The organism is Staphylococcus sp. HMSC068G11 (genome assembly GCF_001815825.1).
Classification (GTDB): Bacteria; Bacillota; Bacilli; order Staphylococcales; family Staphylococcaceae; genus Staphylococcus; species Staphylococcus epidermidis.
In genome coordinates this window covers 147059-173691 of the sequence record NZ_KV822090.1, presented here as the reverse complement: position 1 = coordinate 173691, position 26633 = coordinate 147059, and the positions used below count along the sequence as shown (strand labels likewise).

Genomic DNA, 26633 nt, shown 5'->3' with positions numbered 1-26633 from the left:
CAAAAATCTAACAATTTACGATGAAGGACTTCCTAGTTATTTATTTGAATTTTAATGAGTTTTTAACTTCACTCACAGCTTGCGCAGAGTGTTGTAGTTGTTGATACTCATCATTATTCATATCTACTTCTATAATCTTTTCTATTCCTTGATATCCTATTATAGTAGGAACACCAAAACAAATATCTGAGCATCCGTATTCTCCTTCTAGATAAGCAATACTTGGTAATAAACGTTTCCGATCATTAAAAATTGCATCTATGGTTTCATATATGGCAGTTGCTGGTGCATAATAAGCTGAGCCTTGACCTAATAATTCAACAATTTCTGCACCACCCTTACGTGTACGTTCAACAATTTGATCAATCTTTTCTTTAGAAATAAGATGCTTAACGGGAATCCCATTAATGTGTGTTGTATTTACCAAAGGTAACATCGTATCACCGTGTCCTCCTAACACAAACCCATTTACATCTTTGACAGACACGTTAAGTTCTTGAGCGATAAAAGTTCGATATCTTGCAGCGTCTAAAATTCCAGATTGACCAATAATACGTTCTTTAGGAAAACCTGATGCTTTAAATGCTGTATATGTCATAGCATCAACCGGATTAGTCAGTACAATAATTATTGACTGAGGTGCATACGTTGCAATTTGTAGTGCAGTTTCTCGTACTATTTGTTCATTAGTTTGAACTAAGTCTTCTCTTGTCATTCCTGATTTCCTATGTATACCTGCAGTCATCACCACTACGTCTGAGTCTTTAATATCTTCTATATTTACTGAACCATGTATAGGTGTGTCAAACCCCCAAATGGGTCCGCTTTCTAAAATATCTAACGCCTTTCCTTTAGCCATCCCCTCTGATTGCTGGCGTTCAATCAACACAATTTCTGCTAATTCCTTTTGTGCAAGAATGAATGCTAGAGTCCCTCCTGTATGTCCCGCACCAATAATTGATATCTTTCTTCTATTGACCATAAGCAATGCCCCCTTGTTTAATTTTCTCTTTAAAAATCAAAAAGCTTTGCCAATTCATGTTAATTATAACATTGAAATGACAAAGCGCTTGAAGACTTATGTGAAATAAATATTTATATAATGATTGACTATCCAAAAATATCATGATTTAATCCAAAAACATAAAGCAGTACAAAAAATGCTATACCACTTAATATTGTTAGTATTAAGGTTAATATAAGTGTACGTTTAAAATGTCTTATGAAGGCTATAAAAAGCATTCCTAAATTGTAAGCAAAGAATAGACCAAATAAGACCATTGTAATTTTTACATCGGTATAAAAGATATTAAATAATAAAACAACAAAGGCAAAACCTAAATACGGAAAAGTGATTAGGTTTCTTTCAAATTTAATTTGTTTGTTACGATTATCTTCATTCATTTTTATCTTACTCTCCTTATTTATGAGAATTGCAACATATCGAGTTTATTTTTTAATCTGTTAACATCAAGTTGTTCACCAATCAATACTATCGTTAACGGATAATCCCCATTAATAACTTCATAATCTGGCATACCAAATGAATATTGAAACTCATATGTCACATTGGGTTCATCTTTAAATTGTACATATCCTTTTAATCTTAAAACATTATCAGGCATACGCAAAATAAATTGGTAAAATAATTGTCGATCAATGGCTGTTGTAAATGTGTATTGCATACTATTTATACCATGGTGATGAGAATGTGTATGTGTCATTACTAATTGATCACGAAATTGTGACATCTCATCGATATTAACTTGTCCATAAGTAGTATATATTTTTGAACTATATTTGTTTACTTCGTTAAGTTGTTTTTTTAAAGTATCTCTGTCATCAACAGTTATTAAATCTAATTTATTAACGACGAGCACATCGCTTACCTCGAGTTGTTCTTCCATGAGACGCTTTGTGGAGTCAGTATACTGATGTCTTTGTAAAAAGCGAAGTGCATCAACAATACTAACAACATGGGGGCGTTCAACAAACTGAACTATGCGAGGATCTTGACACGCCATGATCAATTCAATAGGATGCGCGATACCAGTTGCTTCTATTATAATATGGTTCGTTTCATGGTTGTGACTGAGCATCTCAATTTGTTGAACTAAATCTGATTTCATATCACAACAAACACAACCATTCAATAATGGATACACTTTGACTAATTCACTCAAATGGTTACCATCTACATCAAATGATCCAAATTCGTTCATAATTACTGTTATTTTCTCATCAATTTTTAATAATTCATTAATATAATGTGTCAGGAACGTAGTTTTACCACTGCCTAAGAAACCGCTAACGATTGTGATTTTCAACTTTTCATTTTTATTATTTTTCATTTTAATATATCCTTTACTATTACAAACATTTTAATATATGATAACATAAATATTTAATTATCTTTTTACTTGATTTAATGTAAGATATCTTCTAAACTTTAAACATACTTTAATTTTAGCATGACATTGAATCATAGTGTTGTATATAAAACAAGCAACATAGATGGATTCCAATCCGAAAAAAAAGAGAATACGGATAGAATGTCTGGAGGAGAACTTTAATGTCTGAACAACATAATTTAAAAGAGCAGCTATGCTTTAGTTTGTACAACGCTCAAAGACAAGTTAATCGCTACTATTCAAACAAAGTCTTTAAAAAGTACAATCTAACATACCCACAATTTCTTGTTTTAACAATATTATGGGATGAATCACCTGTTAACGTCAAAAAGGTCGTTACAGAATTAGCACTTGATACTGGAACTGTATCACCATTACTCAAGAGAATGGAACAAGTTGATTTAATCAAACGTGAACGTTCTGAAGTAGATCAACGTGAAGTATTTATTCACTTAACAGACAAAAGTGAAATGATTAGGCCCGAATTAAGCAACGCATCTGAGAAAGTTGCAACTGCTTCTTCTTTATCTAAAGATGAGGTCAAAGAACTTAATCGTTTATTAGGTAAAGTCATCGATGCATTTATCGAAACAAAAGAAAAGTAATGTGTTGCTGTCATGAAACTAAAGTTAAAGGTTAAGTTTTAAATACATTGTACACTCAAACATATTATATAATAAAGGTGTGGACAGAATTTGAATTAAATTCATGTTCTTCCTGTGGTAACGAGAACTATGACTGAGAAGACTGAATATAAGTTCTTTTTCATCTTAGTCATCGACTACCAATATATAACAAAATCCTGAGACAAAATTTAGTGTCTCAGGATTTTGTTATATATGATTTAATTAAAAAATTTCATTTCGTTTCTATTCATTTCTATTACTTTTTTTAAATAACCGTCATGCTGCATTAATTCTTGATATGAGCCATTTTCTATTATTTCTCCATCATTCATGACTATAATTTTATTAAATCTTGGAAGTATTTCTAAATCATGTGTAGCTATGATGAGTGTTTGGGATAAGGATTCAATCAAATTTATAATTTTTTGGGTATTATTAATATCTAGTGCTGTAGTAGGTTCATCTAATATCCAAAAATCGGCCGAAGATCTTAATAGCAATCTCGCTAAACTTAGACATTGAGCTTCCCCACCTGATAAATTATGACCGTCTAACGTAACTATTCTATCTAAATTTAAATATTCTAATCCAACATCTCCGAGAACCTTTTTGAGGTTATCATCTGATTGCTCAGAAAATAAATTATCACGAATTGTACCATCAAAAATATATTGAGATTGAAGCATTGCATTAAATGTTTGATATTTTTCATTGTCATTGATAGTGTTCATATCTTTACCATTTAATCTCACTTTTCCCTCTTCTATTTGATATAGCCCAAGTAATACATGAAGTAAAGTACTTTTACCTGATCCTGAAGGACCGATGATTGCTACCTTATCACCATATTCAACGGTTAGATTAATCTGTTTTAGAATAGAGTGATGTTGATGTTCATATTTAAATGTGACATTTTTAATTTCTAATAAATGATTTTGCGAACGCTTTAAGTTAGTATGTTCTGAAAGAATTTTATAATTAGGTACAATAACCTCGTGTATCTCTTCAAGTGCCTGGTCTGTATCCGCTTTATAATATGCCACATTGCTCATAGGTACTGCTTGTTCAAATAAAGTTAATATCATCAATATAATACTTGTAATATAAATAGCATTGAGCTGACCATCATGAATCTGTTGCGCGCCTAACACTAAACACATAAATATTGAGAACATTGCAATTAAGTTTAACAAGTAGTCATAAATTGAAAGAAATCGGCGTTCCTTAAGTTGCATATCATCAAATTGTCGTAAAGCATGGGAAACTGTATTTTTGAAGTCATCGCTACGATTGAAACGTTTTAATTCTTCATGCCCTTCTTTATAATCATAATATCTTTTAAGAAATATTTTTTGCGTTTGAGTCACTTGTTGCTTTAATTTACGTGCTTTCTTAGCACTTAACCAAGGAACAATCCATAAAGTTAATAACATACTTAAAGTAATCACTAATGCATGTAGTGGAGATAAAAACAACATAGTTATTACTGAAACAATTGCAGTTAATCCGATTACAATCGGTGGGTAATATACTCTCAGATATATGTTTTGTAAAGCTTCTACACGGCTTATCATTTTTGTAATAAGATCACTTGAATTAAATTTTCTATAGATATCTGGAACGACTGGATATAGCATTTTTAAAAATTGAACCCGTACATTACGTAACATTGTAAATGTCGTCTTGTGTGAAAGTAATCTTTCTATATAGCGTGTGATTGCTCTTAAAAATCCAAACAATTTAACAGATACAACTAAAATCATTAATGCATAGAGTGGCGCACCTAGCGCACTTTGAGTAATCATATAACCACTTAAAAAGAACATTGCTAATGCTATAATTCCACCTAAAACACCTACCATGATAGCGCATATTAAATCTCTATCTATACTAAAATGAATACGTGATTTCATTGATCTATCGTCACCTCACTACGCGAAACAGAAATGATCGAGTCATCTTTTATAAGATGACCACTTTCGAGATATATACGCCGTGCTGAACTTCGAATGGTTGAATCACGGTGTGCAATAATAAACACTGTCGTTGTAGAAAAATGATGCTCTAATACTTGTTGTATGACCTTTTCAGTTTCAATATCTAATCCTATCGCTGGTTCATCAAAAATAACAATATCAGGTTTCAATAATAATAAACGACTTAACTCAATACGTCTCATTTGTCCACCTGATAACATTTCCCCACCTTCACCAATAGAAGTATAGATACCATATTTCAATGAAAGTACTTTCTCTTTTAACCCCACTTCATCAAGCACTTGAATCACTTGCGCATCACATATCTCATCATCATACATTGCAATATTATTTTTGATAGAATCTGCAAATATATATGGGCGCTGACTTAGAAATCCAATATTTAATGATGCTTGGTTAAATGAAAGTGTTCCATGTGTGGGTGTTACTGATTGACTAAGCAACTTAGCTAAAGTGGATTTCCCTGCACCACTCGGTCCCACAATAGCGACCTTTTCTCCTTTATTTACCGAAAATGAAATGTTTTTCAATGCCATATGATTACTATTAGCGTATTGAAAATCAACATGTTTGATTAAAACTTGTTCAAACTGTTTCTCATCCACTTTTAATGTAGGAGAGTCAGCTTTATCTTCAGATTCTAAAAATGAAAACACCACATCGCTAGAACCTTCACTTTGCTTACCTGTATGAAATGCTTGACCTAAGTCTTTAATCGCATTATAAAATTCAGGAGCTAAAATAATCGCAATCGCTGCAGTCACAAAGTTGATATGGTTAAACACAACTAAGCTTAAAGCCACTTCCAATGCGACCAATCCAATCCCTAACATACTTATGAATTCAAGCATAAGTCCTGATAAAAAGGCACTTTTCAAAATACGCATTGTTAAATCTCTAAAACGTGTACTGTCTTTATAAAGTTGTTGCTCAGAATGTTTCGTTTGATTTAAAAGTTTAAATGTAATAAGACCTTTAGCAGCATTTAAAAAACGTTGACTAAACTGGTTTAAATATGTCATTTGATCCTTCGACTCATCTCTTGTTTTAAGTCCAAAAATAACATAAAACAATGGAATAAAAGGTGCGGTAACTATCATAATAATAGCAGTAGGTAAATGAACAAAACACATGGTAATAATAATAACGATGGGAATTAACATTGATTTAAAGACTTGAGGTAAATAACTCTGAAAGAACGGACCGATACCATCAATACTTTCAGTTAAAATATTTATTTCTTCACCAATTGAACGGACACTTTTCTTCAAAATCATTTGTTCTCTAAGCATATGTTTTATTTTAAATGCCAAATGATCTCCTAAAAATTGAATCAGCATATTAAATGTTGCCCTTAAAATAAGGGAGATAAAAATAACTGATAACAATAATAATAAAGATTGTTGTTGGTAATACAGTAAGTGATTTAAAAAGTGTGAAATTGAAATGTTTTGCACAACGACCGTAAAAGATAAAAAAACGCTCATGATTAACATGAGTGCGGGGTATAATTTATAACTTAAAACCATTTTTGTTAGTTTTTTCACAATAATCTCACCTACATATATTATAGAGTGTTTACAAAAAATTAAAATCATTTCGCTCACAGAATAATTCTAGTCATAACTTAATACATTTATAAGACTTTGGTCTAGTATTTAGATTGTAAACACCATCAATATGATTTTCTATGCTATGATAATATGGTATTTTGAGTACTAGTAATAAATTAATAGAGATAAGAAAGTGGGTAAAGTATGTTTTTACTTGAATTAATAAAAGGCATCATCTTAGGTATCGTAGAAGGACTTACCGAATTCGCCCCTGTTTCTTCTACTGGGCACATGATACTTGTCGATGATATGTGGTTAAAGTCAACTAATTTTCTCGGTTCTCAATCAGCATTCACATTTAAAGTTGTTATACAGTTAGGTTCGGTATTTGCGGCTGCTTGGGTATTTAGAGAACGCTTCTTAGAAATTTTACACATTGGTCAACATAAACCTGAACCTTCCACTGCGGGAGATAGACGTTCAAAACCACGACGTCTGAATTTAATACATGTATTAGTAGGTATGGTCCCAGCAGGGATTTTAGGATTTTTATTTGATGATTTAATTGAAAAATACTTATTTAGTGTACCAACAGTCTTAATTGGTTTATTTATAGGTGCCATTTATATGATTATAGCTGATAAATATTCTAAAACTGTTCAGCATCCTCAAACAGTAGATCAAATTAATTATTTCCAAGCATTTGTCATTGGTATCTCTCAAGCAATAGCTATGTGGCCTGGATTTAGTAGATCTGGTTCAACGATTTCAACTGGTGTTCTTATGAAATTGAATCATAAAGCTGCATCTGATTTCACTTTTATTATGTCGGTACCTATTATGTTAGCTGCAAGTGGGTTATCTTTACTAAAACATTATGAGTACATTCATTTAGCACATATACCATTCTACATTTTAGGATTTTTAGCGGCATTTATTGTTGGATTAATTGCAATTAAAACATTCTTACACTTAATTAATAAAGTTAAGTTAGTCCCTTTTGCCATTTATAGAATTGTCTTAGTTATTTTTATAGCAATCCTATACTTCGGATTCGGTATTGGCAAAGGAATTTAATAAAACACACGTATGAAATACATTAGTCTATTTCAACAATATAGAAATGGTTGTATATCAACTTATTTTCAGTATGTTTACCATCATTACGTATAAAATTGAAATATTGTAAGATGTTTCAGGTTTTACTAGGTAATGAAAGTTACCTATCATTAAACTCTCGCCAGACAGGTGAGAGTTTTTTATTAAACTTATTGTTCCTTATATTTTCTTTATTATAAATAAAATGTACTTTGTTGCTATAAAGGTTTTTTAGTATGAGTACTAAAAAATATCGAATTTGTCTATTTTTTTAATTTACTTCATAGATAGGCACTAACATTTCACACACTTTATCTGTTCCCTCTTCCTCAATGTATCTCTCTATAATTGGTTCATTTCTCATACGCAAATGAGTTTCATTTAAAATATTTTCTAAATGACTAAAGAAATTCTCTATATTTCTTTTTGTATGACTAATTTTAAACACAGCATAAATGCCACCTATAAAATTTCTTTTAGATATTGTCTGCTCATTTACTGTTTCATCTATTCTCAAAACAACGTCATATCTACATTGATTACTTTGAACGTGGAGAGGATTTGCTATACCTAACACACCGTATTTCTCAACATATTTCCAATAATGATGAGTATGAATCCAATGCTTAAAGGTCTTCATCATTTCAAAGTTTTCATCACTTTGATAAGTACCTATCATTCTCATATAAACGACGCTACTGTCATCCAATTTTTCAATCTTATATTTCATATTATCGCCTCCACTGAGAAAGTAACCCGAGTTAAAATTTTTTGCAATATGAATTTTAAAATTTTGTTATACAAAAAACGCTTTATGATGTTAATATGAAAAATTCATTTTCAACCATACAACTAGTATCAATCGTTTATTTTCATGTATCATAGGGTATGAAAAAGAATAGTAAAAGTTATGGAGGCAACGTGTATGGACAAAAAGAAACTCATTAAAACACTTATCAATGTATTACCAATCGTTATCGTACCATTAGTAACTGAACGTAAGCGTATTAAAAAACATCCAGATGTACAGAAAGTAACTAATGCTACATCTAAAGCAACTTCAAAAACAACATCTGCAATTTCAAATAAAGCTTCAGACGTCAAAGAGTACGTAGGAGATAAAAAGCAAGAATTTGATAATAAGCGTGAATTGAAGAAAATTGCGAAGGAAAATGATCCAGCTTACATTGAGAAAAAAGGCGAAAAATTAGCTAAACAAAATCGTAAAGAAGCAGACAAAATGGACAAAAAGCTTCAAAAGAATATTGAAAAACGTCATAAAGAAGAGCAAAAACAGCGTGAAGAAGCAGAAAAAGCTAGAAAAAAAGAATTTAAAAAATATGAAAATTACGTGGCTGACAGTGTCGTAAAACAACATAAGGAATCAAATCATTCTTAACCATGAAGACTAACGTAATTATAGATGGAGATGCTTGTCCTGTTGTTAATTCTGTCATTGAATTGACGAAAGGGACAGGCATTTTTGTTACGATTTTAAGAAGTTTTAGCCATTTTTCACAACAAATACAACCCGAACATGTAAAAACTGTATATGTTGATGACGGTCCCGATGCGGTAGACTATAAAATAGTCGAACTTGCTAGCAATAATGATATCGTCATCACACAAGATTATGGACTTGCCAGTCTACTGATAGATAAAGTACATACCGTCATGCATCATAAAGGAAATATTTATCACTCAGACAACATCCAAAGCTTATTAGATCAAAGATATCTAAATGCTCAAATAAGAAGACGAGGTGGTCGTCACAAAGGCCCTCCTCCCTTCACAACAGAAGATAGACTTAAATTCGAGCAGGCTTTTAGAAAAATCATTAATCAAATCTAGGAGGCATAATATGAAAAGAATTGCTGTTTATTGTGGTGCAAGTAAAGGAAAAGACCCGTCTTACGTTAAAGAGGCATACGAATTAGGAAAATATATGGCTGAACAAGGATACGAGCTTGTATTCGGAGCAGGATCAGTCGGCATTATGGGAGCGATTCAAGATGGCGTACTTGAGCATGGTGGTAAAGCTATCGGCGTCATGCCTAAAATGTTAGATGAACGAGAAATAACAAGTCAAAAAGTAAGTGAGCTTATATTAGTAGATTCTATGCATGAGCGAAAAAATAAAATGACTGAACTTGCCGATGCTTTTATTATGGCTCCAGGTGGCGCTGGTTCATTAGAAGAATTTTTTGAAATGTATAGTTGGGCTCAAATTGGTATACACCAAAAGCCTATTGGTGTATTTAATTTAAATGGATTCTTTGAGCCACTACAACACTTAATCGACCATATGATTAAAGAAGGATTTATTGATGAGAAATATCAAAAACTTGCCCCATTATATGATACTAAAGAATCACTCATCGAAGGACTTAAACATTACAAACCGTTAGGTGTACGTACATACGATTAATAACGTAAAAAGTAGAGAACCCACAAATGATTTCCTCTAAAGAAACATTTGTGGGTATTTTTCAATAAAAGTATCAAACTCTTTCATCTTTATTAAAATTTATCTTAAAATTAAGTATCAAATAAACATAATCATATCTTATTTAAGTAGAAATTTGGTAATTAATAACTTTGTAGTTTATATTATTAACTTATTATTCTTCAGTTCTTTATTATATGGATGATCATTTTCAATTATACAAAAACTACAAATCCCATTTCATGTAGGCGCTTTTATGAGTCATAATTTTCATTTGTACAAGAACTACTAACTTTCCTTTCAAGAAGGAAGTAGCTCTTTATAATATCTTACATGACGTTTAAGGGGATGGTATTTACTAAGATTCGGATATTCAAAATTGTCTAAAAAAGTCATTCCTAATTTTTCCATGACTTTTCTAGAGGGCAAATTATTTTCAGAAGTAAAACTATATAATTCTTTAATTCCTTTATCTCTAGCATATTTCATTACGGCTTCCGCCCCTTCTGTAGCTAGACCATTTCCCCATACTTCTGGAATTAGCCTCCACCCTATTTCATAAAACGGTAACTCTTTAAAAGGGTAATGGCTATCTTTTGATACGTAATTCACACCTATAAAACCTAACCATTCTCCCGTCTCTTTCAACTCGACAGCAAATAAACCTAGGCCACTTTCTTGTATTATGCTATCCATACTTTCCATGTCTATCTCAGAACGACGATAACTAAGTAAACTAGGGAAGTATCTACGTACTTGCGTATTAGCATTCATTTTTTGAAAGGGTAATAAATCTTCGGTTTTCCAATCTCTTAAGTTTAAACGTTCAGTTTCAATATAAATAACCATCTTAAACACTCCATTTAATCGAAAATGTTTATTTTGCCTATATTTTAATATAAAATTAACGCGTTATGAAGTTTTTAACTCTACTCATATCGCGTTATTTAAACATATATTCTTTTTTATATTTATTAGTTTTTAGAAATATAACTAATCAGTTTAATGTGTACCGGTATTTCTTTCAAACGATCACTTTGATTTTTAGGTGCAACAAACGTCGCATCAATAAAATCATTTTGGTGATTAAGGTGGTATGTTGCCACAAATGTATCTGTATCTGATTCAAAGTTAGGCATATGTGCAATGACTCGTTTAATATCACCTGTTGTATCTTTAATAGTTCGACCAGTCAGATTCTCTAACTCACGACCTAACTCTACTAATGTCATCTTTTTACCTTCTAAAATATTAAAATCTTGTTCATGCATCGTTCTTCTCTCCTCTTAAAGCTATCAACTATTCGCTATCTTCTTGTTAAACTCACTAATACCTATTCGCCACATATAATACCCTTCTCATTTCGTATTCAAACGTTAGGAATAACTACAATCATTCTTGTCGATGATTATTTTTTCTATTATCCTCTGATGGCTTCTGCTGTGTATGTGGTTTAGAGGATTGACCGTCATGTTCATCTTGATTGCTTTTTATTTTGTTAGTTTGATCATCATGATTAGCAGATGTTGATTGATTATTTGAAGACTTTTCTTTTGCATCATGATTATCTTTATTTTTCTTATCTCGGGATGTGCTTTTAGCAGGTAATTCGTTTACATCTTCTTGGAGACTATCCTGTTTGTGTTTAAGCTTATCCTTTTGCTCTTGTAACTTTTTCTTCTGCTTTTTTAAATCTTTATTTTCTTTTTTTAATTGGTCAATGCTTTTTTCTAAAGAAGCTTTTTCGTTACTTTTACCACATGCAGTTAACACCAATGTTGTAATTAATAGTAAGGTTAACCATTTTTTCATGATAGACTCCTTTGTAGTTACTTATCGATACACTTTATTTTAACATGGTTTTTTGATTTAATCATTTTTTAACATAAAATATCAATTCATTTCATTACATTTAATTTCACAAAGTAACATATATATTTAATGGGAAATTATTTACTCTTTATTTATAAAAGTTTACTTTATTAAAGCTATATTTTTAGTTATGATATCATTCGCGCTTTTTTATCAAAATTAAACGATATTTGTGTGAAATAGAAAAAAGATTTACAATTCTTATCATTTTGTGCAATAGCCGTTTGAACTTATATAAGAGTAATGATATACAGGTAATAATTATGATATGATTGTGTTTATCATACTAATCATCATGTTTTTAAATGATAATTTAGCTTAGTTATCCTTTTTAAAGTAGTATTTATTTATGAATTTAAAATTTAAGGGAGTATTTTATTATGAAATCCACTGCGCAATTAACAAAGGAGAATAATGTCAAAGCTTTACGACTGAACAATACCGATCGTGAAATATTTGAAAATTACATGACATATGTGCGTGCTGACTTACGTGTTAACCCTCATGATTCAGAATTAATGTTAAACCGTACTTTGAAACACTTAATTCGTGCAGGTGACACTGGAATGCTTGCGATGGAGTTTTTCAACCATGATCCTAAAGCACATGCTAAAAAAGAGATAAGAGCACTCCCAAATGAAACATTTAAAAACATTTTTAAATATATAAGTCATAACTTCATTCTTTTAATAGGTATTTTTTGTTTTCTTAAAGGATTGATTGGCTTTTTTATAGGGGGCGATAGTAATTTACTATATTTATATACGTTTCCCCTAACTGTCATTATTGGTTTAGTAATTATATTTTTATTTATTTGGATGAACTTTAAAACGGTACAATTACAGTGCTTTAACAACTCTTATTGGACCTGGTGGCTTACCTATGGTGTCATCGCATTATTATTAATCACTCTTTTTTATGTTTTTTTTATACCACAATCCTTTTTAGCGTTTGGACCATATATTAAAGTTAGTAATTGGACTTTCATCATTATTGCGATAATAATCATCCCTATTTCATTTTATGTGAATCATCACTTTTATAATAAAGAAGCAAATACACGCATATAAAAAGACTTATACTCAAAATAAACGTTTTGAGTGTAAGTCTTTATTTGATCTCAATTTAATTTATTAGAAAGACATCTAAAAAGAACCAAATAACCATCACAATCATTATTAGACCTTGAGCAACTGTACTCGCTAAAAATGCAATCACTGAGCCAAAACTCACCTTTATAGCTTGTTGAAAGTTAAATCCTTGAACCAATTCAACAATGAACACAGCAACAAAAGGAATAATGATAATACCAAAGGGAGGAAAAACGAAACACCCTACAATCACACCTATGAGCGCTGTGTATTCACCTATTTTACTTCCTCCAAAGCGATTGACGAAATATTTATTCATCACAAAATCTGCTACTAATATCATAATGGTAAAGATGATCATTGCAACATAAAAAATCCACGATAATCTTCCATCATGAAAACCAAATTGATAAATTAAAAACCCAATCCATAGCATTAAAAGTGATGGTATCACCGGTTTAATTAAACCAATAAATGCTAATGCAAAGGCTATAATAATTAAAATCCATAATATCGCTGTCATCTCTATCTACTCCACATCTTCTATTGTAATTTTTTGATCTTTCGTAAACAAGATGAGTATCATCCCTACGAAGATAGAACTTGCTGAGACAAAGAATACATTTTCCAAACCAACCCAATGACTCATCACACCACCTAGCAAATTACCACCAAGTTGTCCTATTACCATGGCATTGGCAAAAAGTGTTGATGCATAACCTGGAAAATCAGGAAGAATATCTTGAAAATAACTAATCCCAAGACCTAGTAATATTGCTAGAAAGATGGCTAAACATATTTGCCCAACAAGCATCATATGAAAATTTTTAAATACACCAATACTAAAGTAAAATGCGCCACCAAATACAGAGCCAATGATCAATAAAGTTCGAGTTGGCAATTTAGCAGATAATATACCTAAAATAACCATAAACGGCACTTCTAAACCCGCACATAAACTCGCTAAATAGCCTACATATCTTTCCTTTTCATTTAAATAATCTGTCACAAAAAGTGGCATATTCATCGTATACATCCATTGCCCAATATGAAGTAATATAAACGCTATAAATGGAATAAATAATGATTTATCTTTAAACATATTTGGTGCAATTTTCTCAATATGCTGTTGTTCAGAAATTTGATTTTTCACCGGTAAATTTTTATAAAAAAACACTTGTAAAATTAAAGTAAATAAAATAATAGCTATTGTGCCACCAAATAATCCAGAATAACCTTTTAACTCAATAAGTTGCGCACCTATAAATGGCCCAAATAAAAAACCAAGTGAAAACATTGAACGTAAAACAGTATTAGCAAACTTAGCACGATCACGTGAACTTGAAGCATTGATTGATTCCCTGGCAGAGGCATACAATTGTGGCATTGCTGGTGCAAATAAACCTTGAAACAGCGCATATAGCACGATGAACAACCATATTTGATGAACGTAGAAATAAATTGAAAAGCTCACTGCCCCCATAAACAAAGCAGTGATGATTAGAATCTTTCTATTAAGGTGATGTGTATCAGAAAACCTTGCAATAATGGAATTGACTATAAACTGACTTATCGCAGCAAGTGCAAGTAGCAGTCCATATTGTGTCGTCGTCATCCCCAAATCTTTTGTAGCAAATAAAATTAAATAAGGTACAGTCACTGCTATTCCCATACCTAGTAACAACATATTGACCACAAACAATTTATAATTCTTTATTTGCAATAATGCTGTAAACATCTTCTCGACCTCTATCCTATTTTTAGATTGCAGTTACACAACAAAATTTAGCCTCAATTACCTAATAAAGTTCAACATTAAATTTACGAATGCGTCTACTTGAGGAAGTTGTAGCATACTTGCGTCATAACTCATGTATGTTGACCGAATAAGCGGCTTTTTATCAATAGTGACTTTTTCAAATTCAAACATGTTCTTGTCGATATTTTTTATCATAATTTTTGGTAGTATTGTTACCCCTACACCACTAAGCAACATTTCTTTACATGTGGCAACTTGATCAACTGTGATCGTCGCGTGATAATCATGTCCCAAATGATTGTTATACCATTGTTTAATTTGATTAATATAAATTGGATCTGCTTGAAATTCAATAAAAGGCAGTTTAGTTACATCTTCCTTACGATCCTTAGGATATATAAAATAATGCTCATCGTTAAATAAATGTGTATTCGATAAATTCATTACTTTATTTCCACGTGTAATCATCACATGGTAGTCTCGATGATGCGCTTTTATTTGTTCAGTAGATCCTACTTGAACCTGAATCTCCACATTAGGAAATTGCGAATTATAAAGACTCAATACTTCAGGAAGTAATGTTTGTCCAATAAGCGAAGAGCAACCGATTGAAATTGTACCGTTCACTTCACCGATATGTGCTTGTATTTTATCAAAAAATAAACGCTCACGTTTGAGCATATCACGCGCATGTTCAATAATCATTGAACCTTCAGTCGTAGTAATGAGCTGTTTTTTTGTACGAATAAAAATCTCAACTCCAAATGCTGCCTCAATTGCTTTTAAACGTTGAGTAACTGCAGGTTGAGATATATATAGAATTTCTGCTGCTTTGCGCAAAGTTTTTGTCTCATCTAAAGTAATGAGCAAACGATAATCATCTATTTTCATAGCGTCCCCCTACATATGTTTATACTTTAATCTTAGTGAAACGACTTAACTTACCATCATCGATAAATTGATTAAAATAGTTAATGTCGTCGGTGTGATTTCTTTTTAGCTTTATAGGGACGTTTATGTTTCATTTTCTGTGCTTTATGATTGATTTTATGATAACAACGCATAACCTTATCTTGTATTTCTGAAAAATTATCTTCTATTTCAATCATTAATTGATGGGCGATAATATAAGCCTCATGATATTGCTTCTTTGAAATTTGTTTATTTTGTAGTGCGTACATTAAATCATCTTCATCTACAAGTTCATACTCACCATTAGGTAGAACGAGAACGTCTAAACATAAATCGATGGTACGTGCATTTCCTTTTTGAGTAATGTTCTTTATATTAATGTCAAAATAATATTCTAATGGATTACCTTTATTATCAAACATGACAGTTATACTATACCGCTTCTTATCCGGTAGTATCTGTAACCATTTATAATTGTCATCTGCAACTATTATGTTTTGTCCAACTACCGTCACCTCTAAAGGCTCACGAACCTTTTTCATCGTGACCAAGCCTATAATACCTTTAAATCTATTATTATTAACTTTAACCTCTGTATATTCTCTCTCTACCAGGCGACGCCAGTGACGTTTGTCTATATATTTTACTTTCACAGTCACCAACTCCTTGCTTTTATTATATTAAACTAGGGTGTCAATGTCATCTTAAGTCTCAGATAAATGCTGTTTACATAAATGTTCTTATTAAATCATTAAGACTATTCTACTATAAATAGATGTATTTTACTTAAAATAGATAGAAATACTAGGTTTTATCACATGAATATTGAAATTAAAAAAAACAAATGTGAACATAAAAATAAGCAACGAGTGACAGAGTCATAAACACTGTTACTCGTTGCTTGATAAAATACCTATTTTATATAATGGTAAAACAATCATTAAAATTCTATTGCGCTTGATGTTGTTTTTTCTTAATAGTTAAGTACTTTAACCCTAATGCAAATAAACCATAACCTAAAATGCCTTGCATTAATGTTTTGCACAAAGATTTCTTCGTTGTTAAGCGATCAGAAATAAATGTACTTACTAAATAAAGAAAAAACACTTTGACATATCTTGGATTCATTTTCATTATATGACCTTCTTTAAAACTATACTTGAACACTTAAACGAGGAATAAATGTTTCAAAATGAACATGATTCATATCATAATTTAATTCTTTAAGGGAATTTATAATTGAATGTAAGAAATTCGTACCACCGCAAATATAAATTTCAGGTTGTTCACTTAAATATTGTTCTAATTCTTTAGCTTCTAAATAACCTTCTTTATCTTTCACGTGTAAATGTAACTGTGCTTGCTCATGATTAGCTGTAATACTATCAAGTTTTTGAGCAAATGGTCGTTCATCTTCTGTTACAACCGCTTGAATCATTTGAGTTGGAACGTTTAATGAAGCAGCTTTTTTAAACATTGAAACTAATGGTGTCATACCTACGCCAGAACCAATAAACAATTGCGGTCTTTCAGTATTTTCTATTGAAAAACCACCAACAGGAGCAGATAGATTAATCATGTCACCTTCTGATATTTCATCATGTAAAATTGTTGAAACTTCACCTTCATGTTCAGTAGTCACATCACGTTTCACACCAAATACTAAGTGATTTTCATCTCCATCTATAATTGAATAATGACGTTTAGCTCTATATGGTAACTTTTCACTAGAAACATCTACGGTAATGTATTGACCCGGTTCGAATTGACTTAAATCATATTCGTCAGATTCAACTGTGAAAGATTTGATGTCACTTGTTTCTTGTGTAATGTTTGTGATTTTAAATGGTTTAAAACCTTTCCATAACATATGGTTGTAAATTTCTTGCTCTAATTTGATAAATACATCTGCAATTTCTCCATATGCTTTTGCCCACGTTTGAATTACTGGGTCGTCACTTTCTAATCCTGTCACATCTTGAATTGCAGCAAGTAAATTTTCACCTACAATTGGATAATGTTCGGGATAAACTTGTAAAGCACAGTGCTTATGTGCCACAGGCATAATTGCAGGCTTAATTGCACCTAAATTATTAATGTTCATTGCTGCAGCTAGTACTGCTTGTGCTAATGCAGCAGATTGCATACCTTTCTTTTGGTTTGTTTGATTAAACATATTTAATAACTCTGGGTTAGCCTCAAACATCTTTGGATAAAAAATTGAAGTAATCTCAGTTCCTTTATCTTGTAATAATGGTACAGTTTGTTTGATAATATCTTGCTCTTTTTCAGTTAGCATGATTCATTCCTCCCTCTCTTCTAATTATGATAGTTATTATGCTATTTTTCAAAGTATAAATTTATGAATTGCAACCTTTTTATTATTATTTGAATATTTTATGAAGTTTATCTTTATGATTGATTCAATTTTTTACTTTTCATTTATACTAAATATTAAGGAGGAGTTTTTATGATTAAAAAAGAAGATATTGTTGCAGATGTTGTAACAGATTTTCCTAAAAGTGCAGATATATTTAGAAATGCCGGAATAGATTTTTGTTGTGGCGGGCAAGAGAGTATCGCTTCTGCTGTCAATCATAAACCAAATATTGACTTAAATTCCTTGTTAAATAAGTTGAATCATATTGATAATACAGAAGGTAACAGTACCATTAATCCTAAATTTTTAAATGTTGAATCTCTTATACAATATATACAATCAGCTTATCACGAAACGCTTAAAGAAGAATTTAAGAACCTTACACCCTACGTGACTAAATTAGCAAAAGTACATGGTCCTAGTCACCCATACTTATTAAAATTACAAGACTTATATCGCGAGTTTCGTGATAGTATGTTGGATCATATACGTAAAGAAGATGAGGAGGACTTTCCTAAACTCATTCAATATAGTCAAGGACAAGATGTACAAAATATTAAAGTCATATTAGAAGATTTAATTAATGACCACGAAGATACTGGACAATTATTAAAGGTTATGAATCAATTAACCTCTGATTATCAAGCACCAGAAGAAGCATGTGAAACATGGAAGCTTGTTTACCAAAGATTACAAAATATCGAACATCAAACACATCAACATGTACATCTTGAAAACCATGTGTTATTTAAAAAGGTAAGTTAATTAATTAAGACTTAGGCTTCATTTAATTAACTGCGTGCACATGTCAAAATTCAATTTGAATTCGTTGCCACACGTCCAGAAGCCCGAACCCCAACTTGCTTTGCTTGTTGAATTTCCCGGTGAAATTCTCTGTGTTGGGGCCCCGAACCCCAACTTGCTTTGCTTGTTGAATTTCTCGGTGAAATTCTCTATGTTGGGTTCTAAAAAAATTGAAATTGTCATATTTTAATTTAGTTATCGACTGTCAATATATTAAAAAACCTGAGACTATTACCGATGTCTCAGGTTCTTCTACTTAATATATATTCTATTAATCATCTTGAGATATAGCTAATCTTTTTATTATGTTTTCATATTGCGGATATTGAGGAATCAAAGATTCTTGTGTTAAAAGTTCAAAATGCTCGTATTCAAATCCAGGTTGACACATACATCCAACTAGACTATATCCTTCTGCGTTATCTAATGTAGAGGCAAAAATTGTCCCTTTAGGCACACAGTATTGTAAACACTCACCACAATCTATATCTCTACCTAATTTAACAGTTTGATATTCACCTTTTGGGGTTATCATATGAATCTTCAACGTCTGGCCAGCATGATAATACCATACTTCATCTGCATCTATTCTATGAAAATGTGATATATCGTGCTGTGTTAATAGAAAATAAATACTGCTAAAAGACGCTCTTCCATTACTGTCGCCTCTCATTGTCTCTTTAAAATATCCGCCTTCTGGATGCGAAATTAATCCCAACCGATTTATCCAATCATTAGCAGTCATCATTATTTTAAATCTACATTATGGAAAACATTTTGAACATCTTCCAAGTCTTCAAGTGCATCGATTAATTTTTCAAAAGTAGCTTGATCCTCTTCAGACAACTCAATATCAGTTTGAGGTAACATTTCAAACTCTGCTACTTTGAATTCCTCAACGCCAGCTTCACGTAATGCATCCTGAACTTGTGCAAACTGATCTGGTTCTGCGTAAACAATAGTCAAGCCATTGTCATCAATTACATCTCTGACATCAATATCTTGCTCCATTAGTGTTTCTAAGACTTCATCTACAGATTTGCCTTCTACACCAAAGGTTGCAGTATGGTCAAACATATAAGCTACCGAACCAGATACCCCCATATTTCCTCCATTTTTACCGAACGCAGCACGTACATCTGATGCTGTACGATTTACATTGTTTGTTAATGCGTCAACAATAAGCATTGAGCCATTCGGACCAAAACCTTCGTATCTTAAGTGATCGTAGTTTTCATCACCAGCGCCTTTAGCCTTATCAATAGCTCTATCAATAATATGATTAGGTACTGAATATGTTTTTGCACGTTCTAATACTAATCTTAAAGTTTGATTTGACTCTGGATTAGGCTCACCAGATTTTGCAGCTACATATATTTCTTTACCAAATTTGGCATATATTCTACTAGTATTTTTATCTTTTTGGGCTTTTTTCTCTTTAATGTTGTTCCATTTACGTCCCATAATGTCATCTCACTTTCATCATCTATGTACCATATTATATATTTAGCTACCGCCTTTGTAAAATCTGTGAATATGTTACAAACATTGTTAAATCAATCATTATAGATACCTATTGTTCAGCATAATACAATAAACATTCTTAATAAAAAAACTGTCATCAAAATAAAACTTTTGACGACAGCAAACTCATTTTATGTAGCTTGATTCATTTCGACACATCTCTATACATTTTGTATATCGATTAAAATGTCGTTAACAACTTAAGAATTTTTCAACATCTTCAAATAAAGCATCAAATTCACTCATATTATTTTCATCCATATATAGAAAAATTTTTCTTTCATCTCTATTCGATCTTACTTTATTTAACTTTTCTTTGTCTATCAATCTTCTAATAGACATCAAAATCTTAGTTCTACTAATATCTAACTCTCCAGTAGCCAGTTTTAGAAAAGTTTGCATAAGAATTCGCTCATCTAAGCAATATTTTTTAGCTAAATATAGTACAGCAAGATCGTTTAACGTCAACTTATATTTTTTATCTATATATCCAGATAATGCTTTATATTGTTTGTAAAATTCTAGTAATTTAATTAATTTCTGCTCATTCAAAATCTGCACCTCCAAATATAAGTGACAATGCATATATCATTATCTTAAATATTTGGATAATTGTCTTTGACATTTGTTTTTAAACAATTGTCAAAATTACGAATAAACACAATTTAAGTTGTGCTACGCCTTTTATTTATTTTACCTTTTTTATATATTTCAACTAAATATACTGCATTATATTTCATTCTGATTTTCAACGGGCCCTTTTTGAAGTCATGTTCCATAATGTTCATGTATGGTCTAAAGTTCTCCTCAACTCTCATCAAGAACGGTGTAGACCAAACATATTTATGACGTAAATTTTGAGAAATCATATGATTAATATTGCCACCTTCATCATCAACTTTAACAATCACACAAATATATTCATCTATTAACGCTTCATCTTCAAAATTAATCCATATATCAACATCTTTAAAGTCGCTCTCATTCGATTCACTTTCAATCACACGCCAATCATATAAGTAGAGATAATATTGATCAGTATTTTCAATAATATTATAGAATCGTTGTTGAATTTGATTTTGATTAATCATCCAACTCAAATGATTAAAAATCAGGCCAAAAGTTGTTTTAAACCCATTCTCATCAAATAAATGTACAGCGTTAAAGACTTTAGGATTTGAAAATACATTTAATCCGTAGCCTTTAAAATGTTTTTTTAGTTTTGAAATTGCTTGAAATAGTAATGGTGCACTATTACTTAAATCAATTTCATTATTATTCAGTAATTGATGATTGTATAAATTTAGAAAAATTAAATTTTCACTACTAAAGTCAAACTGCTTTAAATCATCTATTAAATGCTTAAGTTGCAGGATATTTTTGAGTAATAAACCTTCCTCATTATCAAGTAAATAGGGTAACTTTAATCTAGCATTATCAATATAAAGATAGTCAAATTTTAAACGCTTTATTTGTGAAGCTAATGATTTAAATTGTGCAGTGTCATTAAACATACAACTAATATCTAAACCTATTTTATATTCCAATTTGATGTTTTGTATCTTCAATATATTACGATAAATTTCTCGAATACTTTTTTCGTCCAAATTAAATATAAATTGCACATTGTAATCTGAAACAAAACGTTTATTCATATTTTTTAAGTTGTCATATTGATATGTAAAAAGTTGATTGAGTTCATATATTTGCTCGATTTTATCGATGCTAAATGCAACGTGCAAGTGATATTCAATAATAATTTTAATGATATCATTCATCTCTTCTTGAGAGAACGTATTTTTATATTGGCATAAGTTAGGCATAATACAAAAAATAATTTTTGAACCTTCATACCCTATTTTTTTATGAATACCTTGCAAAAACAACATTTTAATTTCGTCAATTGAATTAATTTGAACGACAGAATAAAACGTTGAAACATTAGAAGTTGGATATTGGTCAATAACAATTTCATCATAATTATCTAACTCATTCGTTGACAATTTAGAACATATTAATGATTGGACACGTGATTTTAAGTGTTCTGAAACATCATCATCAGAACATCCATTATACTTATCATATTTTTTCATTGCACGATATGCATTGGGTGTTACACTTAAATAATTTTTGAATTGTCTGGAATATGTAGATACATTACTAAATCCTAGCGTTTCACTAATTTGGCTTATCGTTTTAGTTGTCGTAAGTAGCATCTCTATAGATTTACTAATTTTAAGTGTATCTATATATTTTTTAAATCCCATACCTAATAACAAATGAAACTGCGTAGAAAGATTGGACTTAGAAACATACAACTTATTGGAAATATCTTTTAGGGTCAGTCTTTCTTCGATGTGATTATATATATAATTCAATTCATCCTTTAACTCACCATAATAATCATACATATATTGGTCTTCAGCAATTTTTTTGTCAATAATAACTTCATTAGCAAGAATATGAACAATTTTATTGATAATATCTTGTTCTTTATCCACATTACCATCTAAAAAATTCAACGTAAGTTGAGCAACTAGTTCTTTAATTTCGTTCTTAGATTGTATTAAATCCGAAGTATAATGGTAATTGAAAAAAGAATAGCCTAACTCTGTAAACCAATCACTAGAAATATATACTTCTAGTGTGATGCCATTGTCACTGATACTAAACACATCCATATTATTCACAATATATAACTCATCTGTGAGTATCCTTTCTTTCATAAATTGTTGAAAGTACATACTCCCTTCGATAGGCCAAAATAATAAAATGCCGTCTTGACATCGTGTTGCCGTATATTCTTTTTTTGAAAGTATATGCAAACAAGAATTTGCCATATCTTTACCTCTTTCCCTCAGTCTTTTATGCCCATACCAATTCGTGTAAATTTTCACAAGTATCAGAAAACAATCTAACACAACATAAAAAATAAATCAAAAAGAAAAATGATGTATTTAATCATTTTTTTATTTTTGTTCTTTGCCTTTTCTATTAGATACAAAAAAGATGTGTCGTGTTGAGAGTTCAACATTAAATGAAAAACTCAGAAACTCTCTGATAGAGAAACACGATCACATCTTTTAATTCCTTCATGATCTCTTTAGTTTTTAAAGCGATTTGCTAAACTAAGTATATCTTCAATGATATTTAATAAGTTGATAAACAAATTAAATCCCATTTCTCTTGGTGAGAATTGACCTCTTTTCATTCTATTAAAATCGTATAAAGTATAAAGGAGAAACAATAATAAGCTCACTATTGTAATAACAGTATGAAAAATTGGATTATTAATAAATATCCCTATAATCCCAGCTATAATTAGCGCAATTAATGTCACAAACAGATATTTTCCCATACTCGAAGCGTCTTTTATTAAAAAGTAACCCACAATACCAAAAGCTATAAATGCACCAATAGCAAGAATAATATTTTTATAGAATACTTCTGCTCCTAAATTTTGTAAGTAAGTCGTAAAAAGAGCATACGAAAGCAACCCTACAATAATGGCGTATATATGGGAGATCACTAAACCATATTTTCGCGCACGTTTAATAAATAACGTTGCTAATATCAGAATTAACAATCCTAGAGACAATGGTTTTCTCCATGACATGGGAAGATATTGTCCAAAATAACAACCAATCCCAAAAATTATCCAATAATACATAAAATATAACCATACTTTTGCATAGGCATGTGTTTGGTTCTTATCTTGAGATTGTCTTTTATGATCAGTTGATTGGTGTGTCGATTGTGACATTATAATAACTCCTTTTCTATATTAAATAATTGGGTAATAAAAATTTTACAATACTATAAAGAATTACAAAAGTATTTAAGTTCATAAATTCTAAATATATAGAAGTTTTAGAAAACTCATTACAATGAACTTTACTTTATTACAATTTATCTAATAAATATTAAGAAAAGTAACGAAATATGTCTTATAAATAGCGATATATCAACTTTCTTTAATAAATGTTCAGAACAATACATTATTTTAACAATGTTACAAGATAATAACAAAGCCCACAAAGTCAAATATTTTTGTTAGTATGGGGTACGTAATAAAAAAACAAAAAGTTAATGTACGGAGACTTGTCGGGACAATTATCTAAATCATTAAACTTAAATCAATTAAATCTTTGTTATATTTAAGGAGGAGTTACTTTGAAAAAGTTAGCCTTTGCAATTACAGCCGCTTCAGGCGCAGCAGCAGTTCTATCACATCATGATGCTGAAGCTTCTACACAACATAAGGTTCAATCTGGAGAATCTTTATGGACTATTGCTCAACAATACAATACTTCAGTAGAAAGCATTAAGCAGAATAATAATCTTAGCAACAATATGGTATTCCCAGGACAAGTTATTAATGTAGGTGGAAGTGCTTCACAAAGTACTAGTTCAAACACTTCTTCAAGTTCAGCATCTTCACATACTGTAGTAGCAGGTGAGTCATTAAATATCATAGCTAATAAATACGGTGTTTCAGTTGATGCATTAATGCAAGCAAATCATCTAAATGGTTATTTAATTATGCCTAACCAAACATTAACTATCCCTAATGGTGGTTCTGGTTCAGGATCAGGTGGTACAGCAACTCAAATTAGCGGTAATTATACTTCACCTTCATTCAATCATCAAAACTTATACACTGAAGGTCAATGCACATGGTATGTATTCGATAAACGTTCTCAAGCTGGTAAACCTATCAGTACTTACTGGTCTGATGCAAAATACTGGGCATCAAATGCAGCGAATGATGGTTATCAAGTTAATAATACTCCATCTGTTGGTGCAATTATGCAAAGTACACCTGGACCATATGGCCATGTAGCATACGTTGAACGTATTAATGGTGATGGTAGTATTTTAATTTCAGAAATGAATTATGCAAATGGTCCATATAATATGAACTATCGTACTATCCCAGCTTCAGAAGTATCTTCATATGCATTTATCCACTAATCACTGATGATCAATGATTTTACTACAAGGTAAGCGGACATACCTTGTAGTTTTTTTTATTTTATATTTTAGGCAATTCAAATAAAAAGGCCACACAAAGTTGACTAAAAATGTCAGTCTTTGTGTGGCCTTTAGCTATATGTACTTACCTATTTATACAAGCCTTTTTTATTTTAAGAACAGATGAATAACAAAATAAATAATTGCTGCTAAAATAGCTGAGATAGGTAAAGTAATCACCCATGTTACAACCATACGTTGAGCAGTACTCCATTTAACACCTTTCGCACGATTTGAAGCACCTACACCTAGAATAGATGAAGACACAACGTGTGTAGTAGATAATGGGAAATGTAATGATGACGCTACGAAAATCGTTAATGCTGAAGAAATATCAGCGGCTGCACCGTTAGCAGGTCTAATTTTCATAATATTTCCGCCGACAGTTTTGATGATTTTCCAACCACCTACCGCTGTACCTAATCCCATAGCTGTTGCACACGCAACTTTAACCCATACTTGAGGTTCAACATTACTACCATCTTGTAAGTTACCTACAATTAAAGCTAATGTGATAATCCCCATAGATTTCTGAGCATCATTTGTACCATGTGAGAATGATTGTAATGCTGCAGTAAAGATTTGGAAAAACCTAAAATTACGATTAGTACGTGTTAAATTTGAATTTTTAAAAACGATTTTAACAATCGTATACATCATATAACCTACACAAAAAGCTATGATTGGTGAAATGATTAATACGATAATAATCTTTGTAAAACCTTGATAGTGTAATACTGCAAATGAACCTTGCGATGCAATGGCTGCACCCGCTATAGAACCGATAAGTGCGTGAGAAGATGAACTTGGTATTCCATACAACCAAGTGATCAAATTCCAAATAATGGCAGCAATAATAGCTGCTAACACAACAACTAAACCATGTTGTAATTTGAATGGATCAACGATATCTTTTGTAATAGTTCCAGCAACACCTGTGAAGGTCAATGCCCCAATAAAGTTCATGACTGCTGCTAATAAAATAGCTCTTCTTGGTGTTAATGCTCGAGTAGAAACCGCAGTAGCTACAGCATTAGCTGTATCATGGAAACCATTGATAAAGTCAAATATTAATGAAAATATAACTATAGCTATCGTGACAATTAAAATATATGACATAAATAAA

At 31.1% G+C, this 26633-nt stretch carries 28 protein-coding genes and 1 pseudogene; 8 read left to right on the top strand and 21 right to left on the bottom strand.

Annotated features, from left to right (window positions below; all coding sequences use genetic code 11):
* Window positions 1-40: 40 nt before the first annotated feature.
* From mdh to HMPREF3058_RS07075, 3 genes are all read right to left on the bottom strand, one after another.
* The gene (gene mdh, locus HMPREF3058_RS07085; protein ID WP_002491464.1) at window positions 41-982 is read right to left on the bottom strand and encodes a malate dehydrogenase; all 942 of its coding nucleotides are present in this window, start codon (window positions 980-982) and stop codon (window positions 41-43) included.
* A 128-nt stretch (window positions 983-1110) separates the two neighbouring features.
* Complete coding sequence (locus HMPREF3058_RS07080; RefSeq protein WP_002457641.1) at window positions 1111-1404, bottom strand: hypothetical protein; 294 nt, start codon at window positions 1402-1404, stop codon at window positions 1111-1113.
* Window positions 1405-1424: 20 nt separating this feature from the next.
* Window positions 1425-2351 (bottom strand): CobW family GTP-binding protein, encoded by a 927-nt coding sequence (locus HMPREF3058_RS07075; protein WP_002491466.1) that lies wholly within the window; start codon window positions 2349-2351, stop codon window positions 1425-1427.
* A gap of 221 nt (window positions 2352-2572) precedes the next feature.
* Between HMPREF3058_RS07075 and mgrA the strand changes: the two genes are divergently transcribed.
* Complete coding sequence (gene mgrA, locus HMPREF3058_RS07070; RefSeq protein WP_002445872.1) at window positions 2573-3016, top strand: global transcriptional regulator MgrA; 444 nt, start codon at window positions 2573-2575, stop codon at window positions 3014-3016.
* A 239-nt stretch (window positions 3017-3255) separates the two neighbouring features.
* Here mgrA and cydC read toward each other — a convergent pair whose 3' ends face one another.
* On the bottom strand, window positions 3256-4950 hold the full coding sequence (gene cydC / locus HMPREF3058_RS07065) for a thiol reductant ABC exporter subunit CydC (protein WP_002491428.1): 1695 nt from the start codon (window positions 4948-4950) through the stop codon (window positions 3256-3258).
* Entirely contained in the window at window positions 4947-6581 is a 1635-nt protein-coding gene (locus HMPREF3058_RS07060) for an ABC transporter ATP-binding protein/permease (protein ID WP_002491439.1), read from the bottom strand. The genes cydC and HMPREF3058_RS07060 overlap by 4 nt, the downstream gene beginning before the upstream one ends.
* Window positions 6582-6791: 210 nt before the next feature.
* On the opposite strand from HMPREF3058_RS07060, the gene HMPREF3058_RS07055 reads away from it, so the two are divergent.
* Entirely contained in the window at window positions 6792-7664 is an 873-nt protein-coding gene (locus tag HMPREF3058_RS07055; protein ID WP_002445869.1) for an undecaprenyl-diphosphate phosphatase, read from the top strand.
* Window positions 7665-7956: 292 nt separating this feature from the next.
* Here the strand turns inward: HMPREF3058_RS07055 and HMPREF3058_RS07050 are convergent, their stop codons facing one another.
* A complete protein-coding gene (locus HMPREF3058_RS07050) occupies window positions 7957-8415 on the bottom strand; it encodes an effector binding domain-containing protein (protein ID WP_002491440.1) in 459 nt (152 codons plus the stop codon).
* A 195-nt stretch (window positions 8416-8610) separates the two neighbouring features.
* Between HMPREF3058_RS07050 and HMPREF3058_RS07045 the strand changes: the two are divergent.
* From HMPREF3058_RS07045 to HMPREF3058_RS07035, 3 genes and pseudogenes are all read left to right on the top strand, one after another.
* Window positions 8611-9036 (top strand): annotated as a pseudogene (locus tag HMPREF3058_RS07045) (hypothetical protein); the annotation flags it as partial.
* Window positions 9037-9086: 50 nt separating this feature from the next.
* Window positions 9087-9536 (top strand): YaiI/YqxD family protein, encoded by a 450-nt coding sequence (locus tag HMPREF3058_RS07040; protein WP_002475907.1) that lies wholly within the window; start codon window positions 9087-9089, stop codon window positions 9534-9536.
* 10 nt (window positions 9537-9546) lie between these two features.
* Window positions 9547-10113: an LOG family protein gene (locus HMPREF3058_RS07035; RefSeq protein WP_002445865.1), complete on the top strand. Its 567-nt coding sequence runs from the start codon at window positions 9547-9549 to the stop codon at window positions 10111-10113.
* Window positions 10114-10431: 318 nt separating this feature from the next.
* Here HMPREF3058_RS07035 and HMPREF3058_RS07030 read toward each other — a convergent pair whose 3' ends face one another.
* The 3 genes from HMPREF3058_RS07030 to HMPREF3058_RS07020 all read right to left on the bottom strand — a co-directional run bounded on the left by HMPREF3058_RS07030 (window position 10432) and on the right by HMPREF3058_RS07020 (window position 11943).
* Window positions 10432-10980 (bottom strand): GNAT family N-acetyltransferase, encoded by a 549-nt coding sequence (locus HMPREF3058_RS07030; protein ID WP_002475901.1) that lies wholly within the window; start codon window positions 10978-10980, stop codon window positions 10432-10434.
* Window positions 10981-11105: 125 nt separating this feature from the next.
* On the bottom strand, window positions 11106-11402 hold the full coding sequence (locus tag HMPREF3058_RS07025; RefSeq protein ID WP_002491457.1) for a hypothetical protein: 297 nt from the start codon (window positions 11400-11402) through the stop codon (window positions 11106-11108).
* 121 nt (window positions 11403-11523) lie between these two features.
* Complete coding sequence (locus HMPREF3058_RS07020) at window positions 11524-11943, bottom strand: SA0632 family lipoprotein (RefSeq protein ID WP_002499291.1); 420 nt, start codon at window positions 11941-11943, stop codon at window positions 11524-11526.
* A gap of 440 nt (window positions 11944-12383) precedes the next feature.
* On the opposite strand from HMPREF3058_RS07020, the gene HMPREF3058_RS07015 reads away from it, so the two are divergent.
* Complete coding sequence (locus HMPREF3058_RS07015; protein WP_002491478.1) at window positions 12384-13073, top strand: DUF1129 family protein; 690 nt, start codon at window positions 12384-12386, stop codon at window positions 13071-13073.
* A gap of 55 nt (window positions 13074-13128) precedes the next feature.
* Here the strand turns inward: HMPREF3058_RS07015 and HMPREF3058_RS07010 are convergent, their stop codons facing one another.
* The 6 genes from HMPREF3058_RS07010 to HMPREF3058_RS06985 all read right to left on the bottom strand — a co-directional run bounded on the left by HMPREF3058_RS07010 (window position 13129) and on the right by HMPREF3058_RS06985 (window position 18064).
* Window positions 13129-13617, bottom strand: coding sequence for a DUF456 domain-containing protein (locus HMPREF3058_RS07010; protein WP_002445860.1), 489 nt, complete (start codon window positions 13615-13617; stop codon window positions 13129-13131).
* A gap of 6 nt (window positions 13618-13623) precedes the next feature.
* Window positions 13624-14832 (bottom strand): sugar efflux transporter, encoded by a 1209-nt coding sequence (locus HMPREF3058_RS07005; RefSeq protein WP_001832093.1) that lies wholly within the window; start codon window positions 14830-14832, stop codon window positions 13624-13626.
* Between the two features lie 57 nt (window positions 14833-14889).
* The gene (locus HMPREF3058_RS07000) at window positions 14890-15744 is read right to left on the bottom strand and encodes a LysR family transcriptional regulator (RefSeq protein WP_002445859.1); all 855 of its coding nucleotides are present in this window, start codon (window positions 15742-15744) and stop codon (window positions 14890-14892) included.
* A gap of 80 nt (window positions 15745-15824) precedes the next feature.
* On the bottom strand, window positions 15825-16418 hold the full coding sequence (locus HMPREF3058_RS06995) for a ribonuclease FAU-1 family protein (RefSeq protein WP_002475896.1): 594 nt from the start codon (window positions 16416-16418) through the stop codon (window positions 15825-15827).
* Between the two features lie 295 nt (window positions 16419-16713).
* Window positions 16714-16899, bottom strand: coding sequence for a hypothetical protein (locus tag HMPREF3058_RS06990; RefSeq protein WP_002457527.1), 186 nt, complete (start codon window positions 16897-16899; stop codon window positions 16714-16716).
* 19 nt (window positions 16900-16918) lie between these two features.
* Window positions 16919-18064 carry a globin domain-containing protein gene (locus tag HMPREF3058_RS06985; protein WP_002499292.1) on the bottom strand — a complete coding sequence of 382 codons (1146 nt, stop codon included), beginning with the start codon at window positions 18062-18064 and terminating at the stop codon, window positions 16919-16921.
* Window positions 18065-18235: 171 nt separating this feature from the next.
* Here HMPREF3058_RS06985 and scdA point away from each other — a divergent pair, with 171 nt between their 5' ends.
* Complete coding sequence (gene scdA / locus HMPREF3058_RS06980) at window positions 18236-18910, top strand: iron-sulfur cluster repair di-iron protein ScdA (RefSeq protein WP_002491433.1); 675 nt, start codon at window positions 18236-18238, stop codon at window positions 18908-18910.
* Between the two features lie 310 nt (window positions 18911-19220).
* Here scdA and HMPREF3058_RS06975 read toward each other — a convergent pair whose 3' ends face one another.
* The 5 genes from HMPREF3058_RS06975 to HMPREF3058_RS06955 form a co-directional block, all read right to left on the bottom strand.
* Window positions 19221-19697 carry a cupin domain-containing protein gene (locus tag HMPREF3058_RS06975; protein ID WP_002445854.1) on the bottom strand — a complete coding sequence of 159 codons (477 nt, stop codon included), beginning with the start codon at window positions 19695-19697 and terminating at the stop codon, window positions 19221-19223.
* Window positions 19697-20413 carry a YebC/PmpR family DNA-binding transcriptional regulator gene (locus tag HMPREF3058_RS06970; protein WP_002445853.1) on the bottom strand — a complete coding sequence of 239 codons (717 nt, stop codon included), beginning with the start codon at window positions 20411-20413 and terminating at the stop codon, window positions 19697-19699. The genes HMPREF3058_RS06975 and HMPREF3058_RS06970 overlap by 1 nt, the downstream gene beginning before the upstream one ends.
* Before the next feature lie 252 nt (window positions 20414-20665).
* Window positions 20666-21025, bottom strand: a complete 360-nt coding sequence (locus HMPREF3058_RS06965) for a transcriptional regulator, SarA/Rot family (protein WP_002457530.1) — start codon at window positions 21023-21025, stop codon at window positions 20666-20668.
* 113 nt (window positions 21026-21138) lie between these two features.
* Window positions 21139-23313 (bottom strand): helix-turn-helix transcriptional regulator, encoded by a 2175-nt coding sequence (locus tag HMPREF3058_RS06960; RefSeq protein ID WP_002491420.1) that lies wholly within the window; start codon window positions 23311-23313, stop codon window positions 21139-21141.
* A gap of 263 nt (window positions 23314-23576) precedes the next feature.
* On the bottom strand, window positions 23577-24236 hold the full coding sequence (locus HMPREF3058_RS06955; RefSeq protein WP_002457532.1) for a Bax inhibitor-1/YccA family protein: 660 nt from the start codon (window positions 24234-24236) through the stop codon (window positions 23577-23579).
* A 410-nt stretch (window positions 24237-24646) separates the two neighbouring features.
* Between HMPREF3058_RS06955 and HMPREF3058_RS06950 the strand changes: the two genes are divergently transcribed.
* Window positions 24647-25447 carry a LysM peptidoglycan-binding domain-containing protein gene (locus tag HMPREF3058_RS06950; protein WP_002491463.1) on the top strand — a complete coding sequence of 267 codons (801 nt, stop codon included), beginning with the start codon at window positions 24647-24649 and terminating at the stop codon, window positions 25445-25447.
* A 168-nt stretch (window positions 25448-25615) separates the two neighbouring features.
* Here HMPREF3058_RS06950 and HMPREF3058_RS06945 read toward each other — a convergent pair whose 3' ends face one another.
* Window positions 25616-26626: an inorganic phosphate transporter gene (locus HMPREF3058_RS06945; protein WP_002457533.1), complete on the bottom strand. Its 1011-nt coding sequence runs from the start codon at window positions 26624-26626 to the stop codon at window positions 25616-25618.
* Window positions 26627-26633: the final 7 nt, after the last annotated feature.

Excerpts from the sequence above, each read along its gene's own strand:
- HMPREF3058_RS07025 (WP_002491457.1), bottom strand. The coding sequence starts at position 11,402 with ATGCATGAACAAGATTTTAATATTTTAGAAGGTAAAAAGATGACATTA.
- HMPREF3058_RS06985 (WP_002499292.1), bottom strand. The coding sequence starts at position 18,064 with ATGCTAACTGAAAAAGAGCAAGATATTATCAAACAAACTGTACCATTA.
- HMPREF3058_RS06970 (WP_002445853.1), bottom strand. The coding sequence starts at position 20,413 with ATGGGACGTAAATGGAACAACATTAAAGAGAAAAAAGCCCAAAAAGAT.
- HMPREF3058_RS07080 (WP_002457641.1), bottom strand. The coding sequence starts at position 1,404 with ATGAATGAAGATAATCGTAACAAACAAATTAAATTTGAAAGAAACCTA.
- HMPREF3058_RS07000 (WP_002445859.1), bottom strand. The coding sequence starts at position 15,744 with ATGAAAATAGATGATTATCGTTTGCTCATTACTTTAGATGAGACAAAA.
- HMPREF3058_RS07005 (WP_001832093.1), bottom strand. The coding sequence starts at position 14,832 with ATGTTTACAGCATTATTGCAAATAAAGAATTATAAATTGTTTGTGGTC.
- HMPREF3058_RS07030 (WP_002475901.1), bottom strand. The coding sequence starts at position 10,980 with ATGGTTATTTATATTGAAACTGAACGTTTAAACTTAAGAGATTGGAAA.
- HMPREF3058_RS07035 (WP_002445865.1), top strand. The coding sequence starts at position 9,547 with ATGAAAAGAATTGCTGTTTATTGTGGTGCAAGTAAAGGAAAAGACCCG.
- HMPREF3058_RS06955 (WP_002457532.1), bottom strand. The coding sequence starts at position 24,236 with ATGTCACAATCGACACACCAATCAACTGATCATAAAAGACAATCTCAA.
- HMPREF3058_RS07020 (WP_002499291.1), bottom strand. The coding sequence starts at position 11,943 with ATGAAAAAATGGTTAACCTTACTATTAATTACAACATTGGTGTTAACT.
- HMPREF3058_RS07055 (WP_002445869.1), top strand. The coding sequence starts at position 6,792 with ATGTTTTTACTTGAATTAATAAAAGGCATCATCTTAGGTATCGTAGAA.
- HMPREF3058_RS07050 (WP_002491440.1), bottom strand. The coding sequence starts at position 8,415 with ATGAAATATAAGATTGAAAAATTGGATGACAGTAGCGTCGTTTATATG.
- scdA (WP_002491433.1), top strand. The coding sequence starts at position 18,236 with ATGATTAAAAAAGAAGATATTGTTGCAGATGTTGTAACAGATTTTCCT.
- HMPREF3058_RS06975 (WP_002445854.1), bottom strand. The coding sequence starts at position 19,697 with ATGATGACTGCTAATGATTGGATAAATCGGTTGGGATTAATTTCGCAT.
- cydC (WP_002491428.1), bottom strand. The coding sequence starts at position 4,950 with ATGAAATCACGTATTCATTTTAGTATAGATAGAGATTTAATATGCGCT.
- mgrA (WP_002445872.1), top strand. The coding sequence starts at position 2,573 with ATGTCTGAACAACATAATTTAAAAGAGCAGCTATGCTTTAGTTTGTAC.
- HMPREF3058_RS06960 (WP_002491420.1), bottom strand. The coding sequence starts at position 23,313 with ATGGCAAATTCTTGTTTGCATATACTTTCAAAAAAAGAATATACGGCA.
- HMPREF3058_RS07075 (WP_002491466.1), bottom strand. The coding sequence starts at position 2,351 with ATGAAAAATAATAAAAATGAAAAGTTGAAAATCACAATCGTTAGCGGT.
- HMPREF3058_RS06990 (WP_002457527.1), bottom strand. The coding sequence starts at position 16,899 with ATGAAAATGAATCCAAGATATGTCAAAGTGTTTTTTCTTTATTTAGTA.
- HMPREF3058_RS07010 (WP_002445860.1), bottom strand. The coding sequence starts at position 13,617 with ATGACAGCGATATTATGGATTTTAATTATTATAGCCTTTGCATTAGCA.
- HMPREF3058_RS07040 (WP_002475907.1), top strand. The coding sequence starts at position 9,087 with ATGAAGACTAACGTAATTATAGATGGAGATGCTTGTCCTGTTGTTAAT.
- mdh (WP_002491464.1), bottom strand. The coding sequence starts at position 982 with ATGGTCAATAGAAGAAAGATATCAATTATTGGTGCGGGACATACAGGA.
- HMPREF3058_RS07015 (WP_002491478.1), top strand. The coding sequence starts at position 12,384 with ATGAAATCCACTGCGCAATTAACAAAGGAGAATAATGTCAAAGCTTTA.
- HMPREF3058_RS06945 (WP_002457533.1), bottom strand. The coding sequence starts at position 26,626 with ATGTCATATATTTTAATTGTCACGATAGCTATAGTTATATTTTCATTA.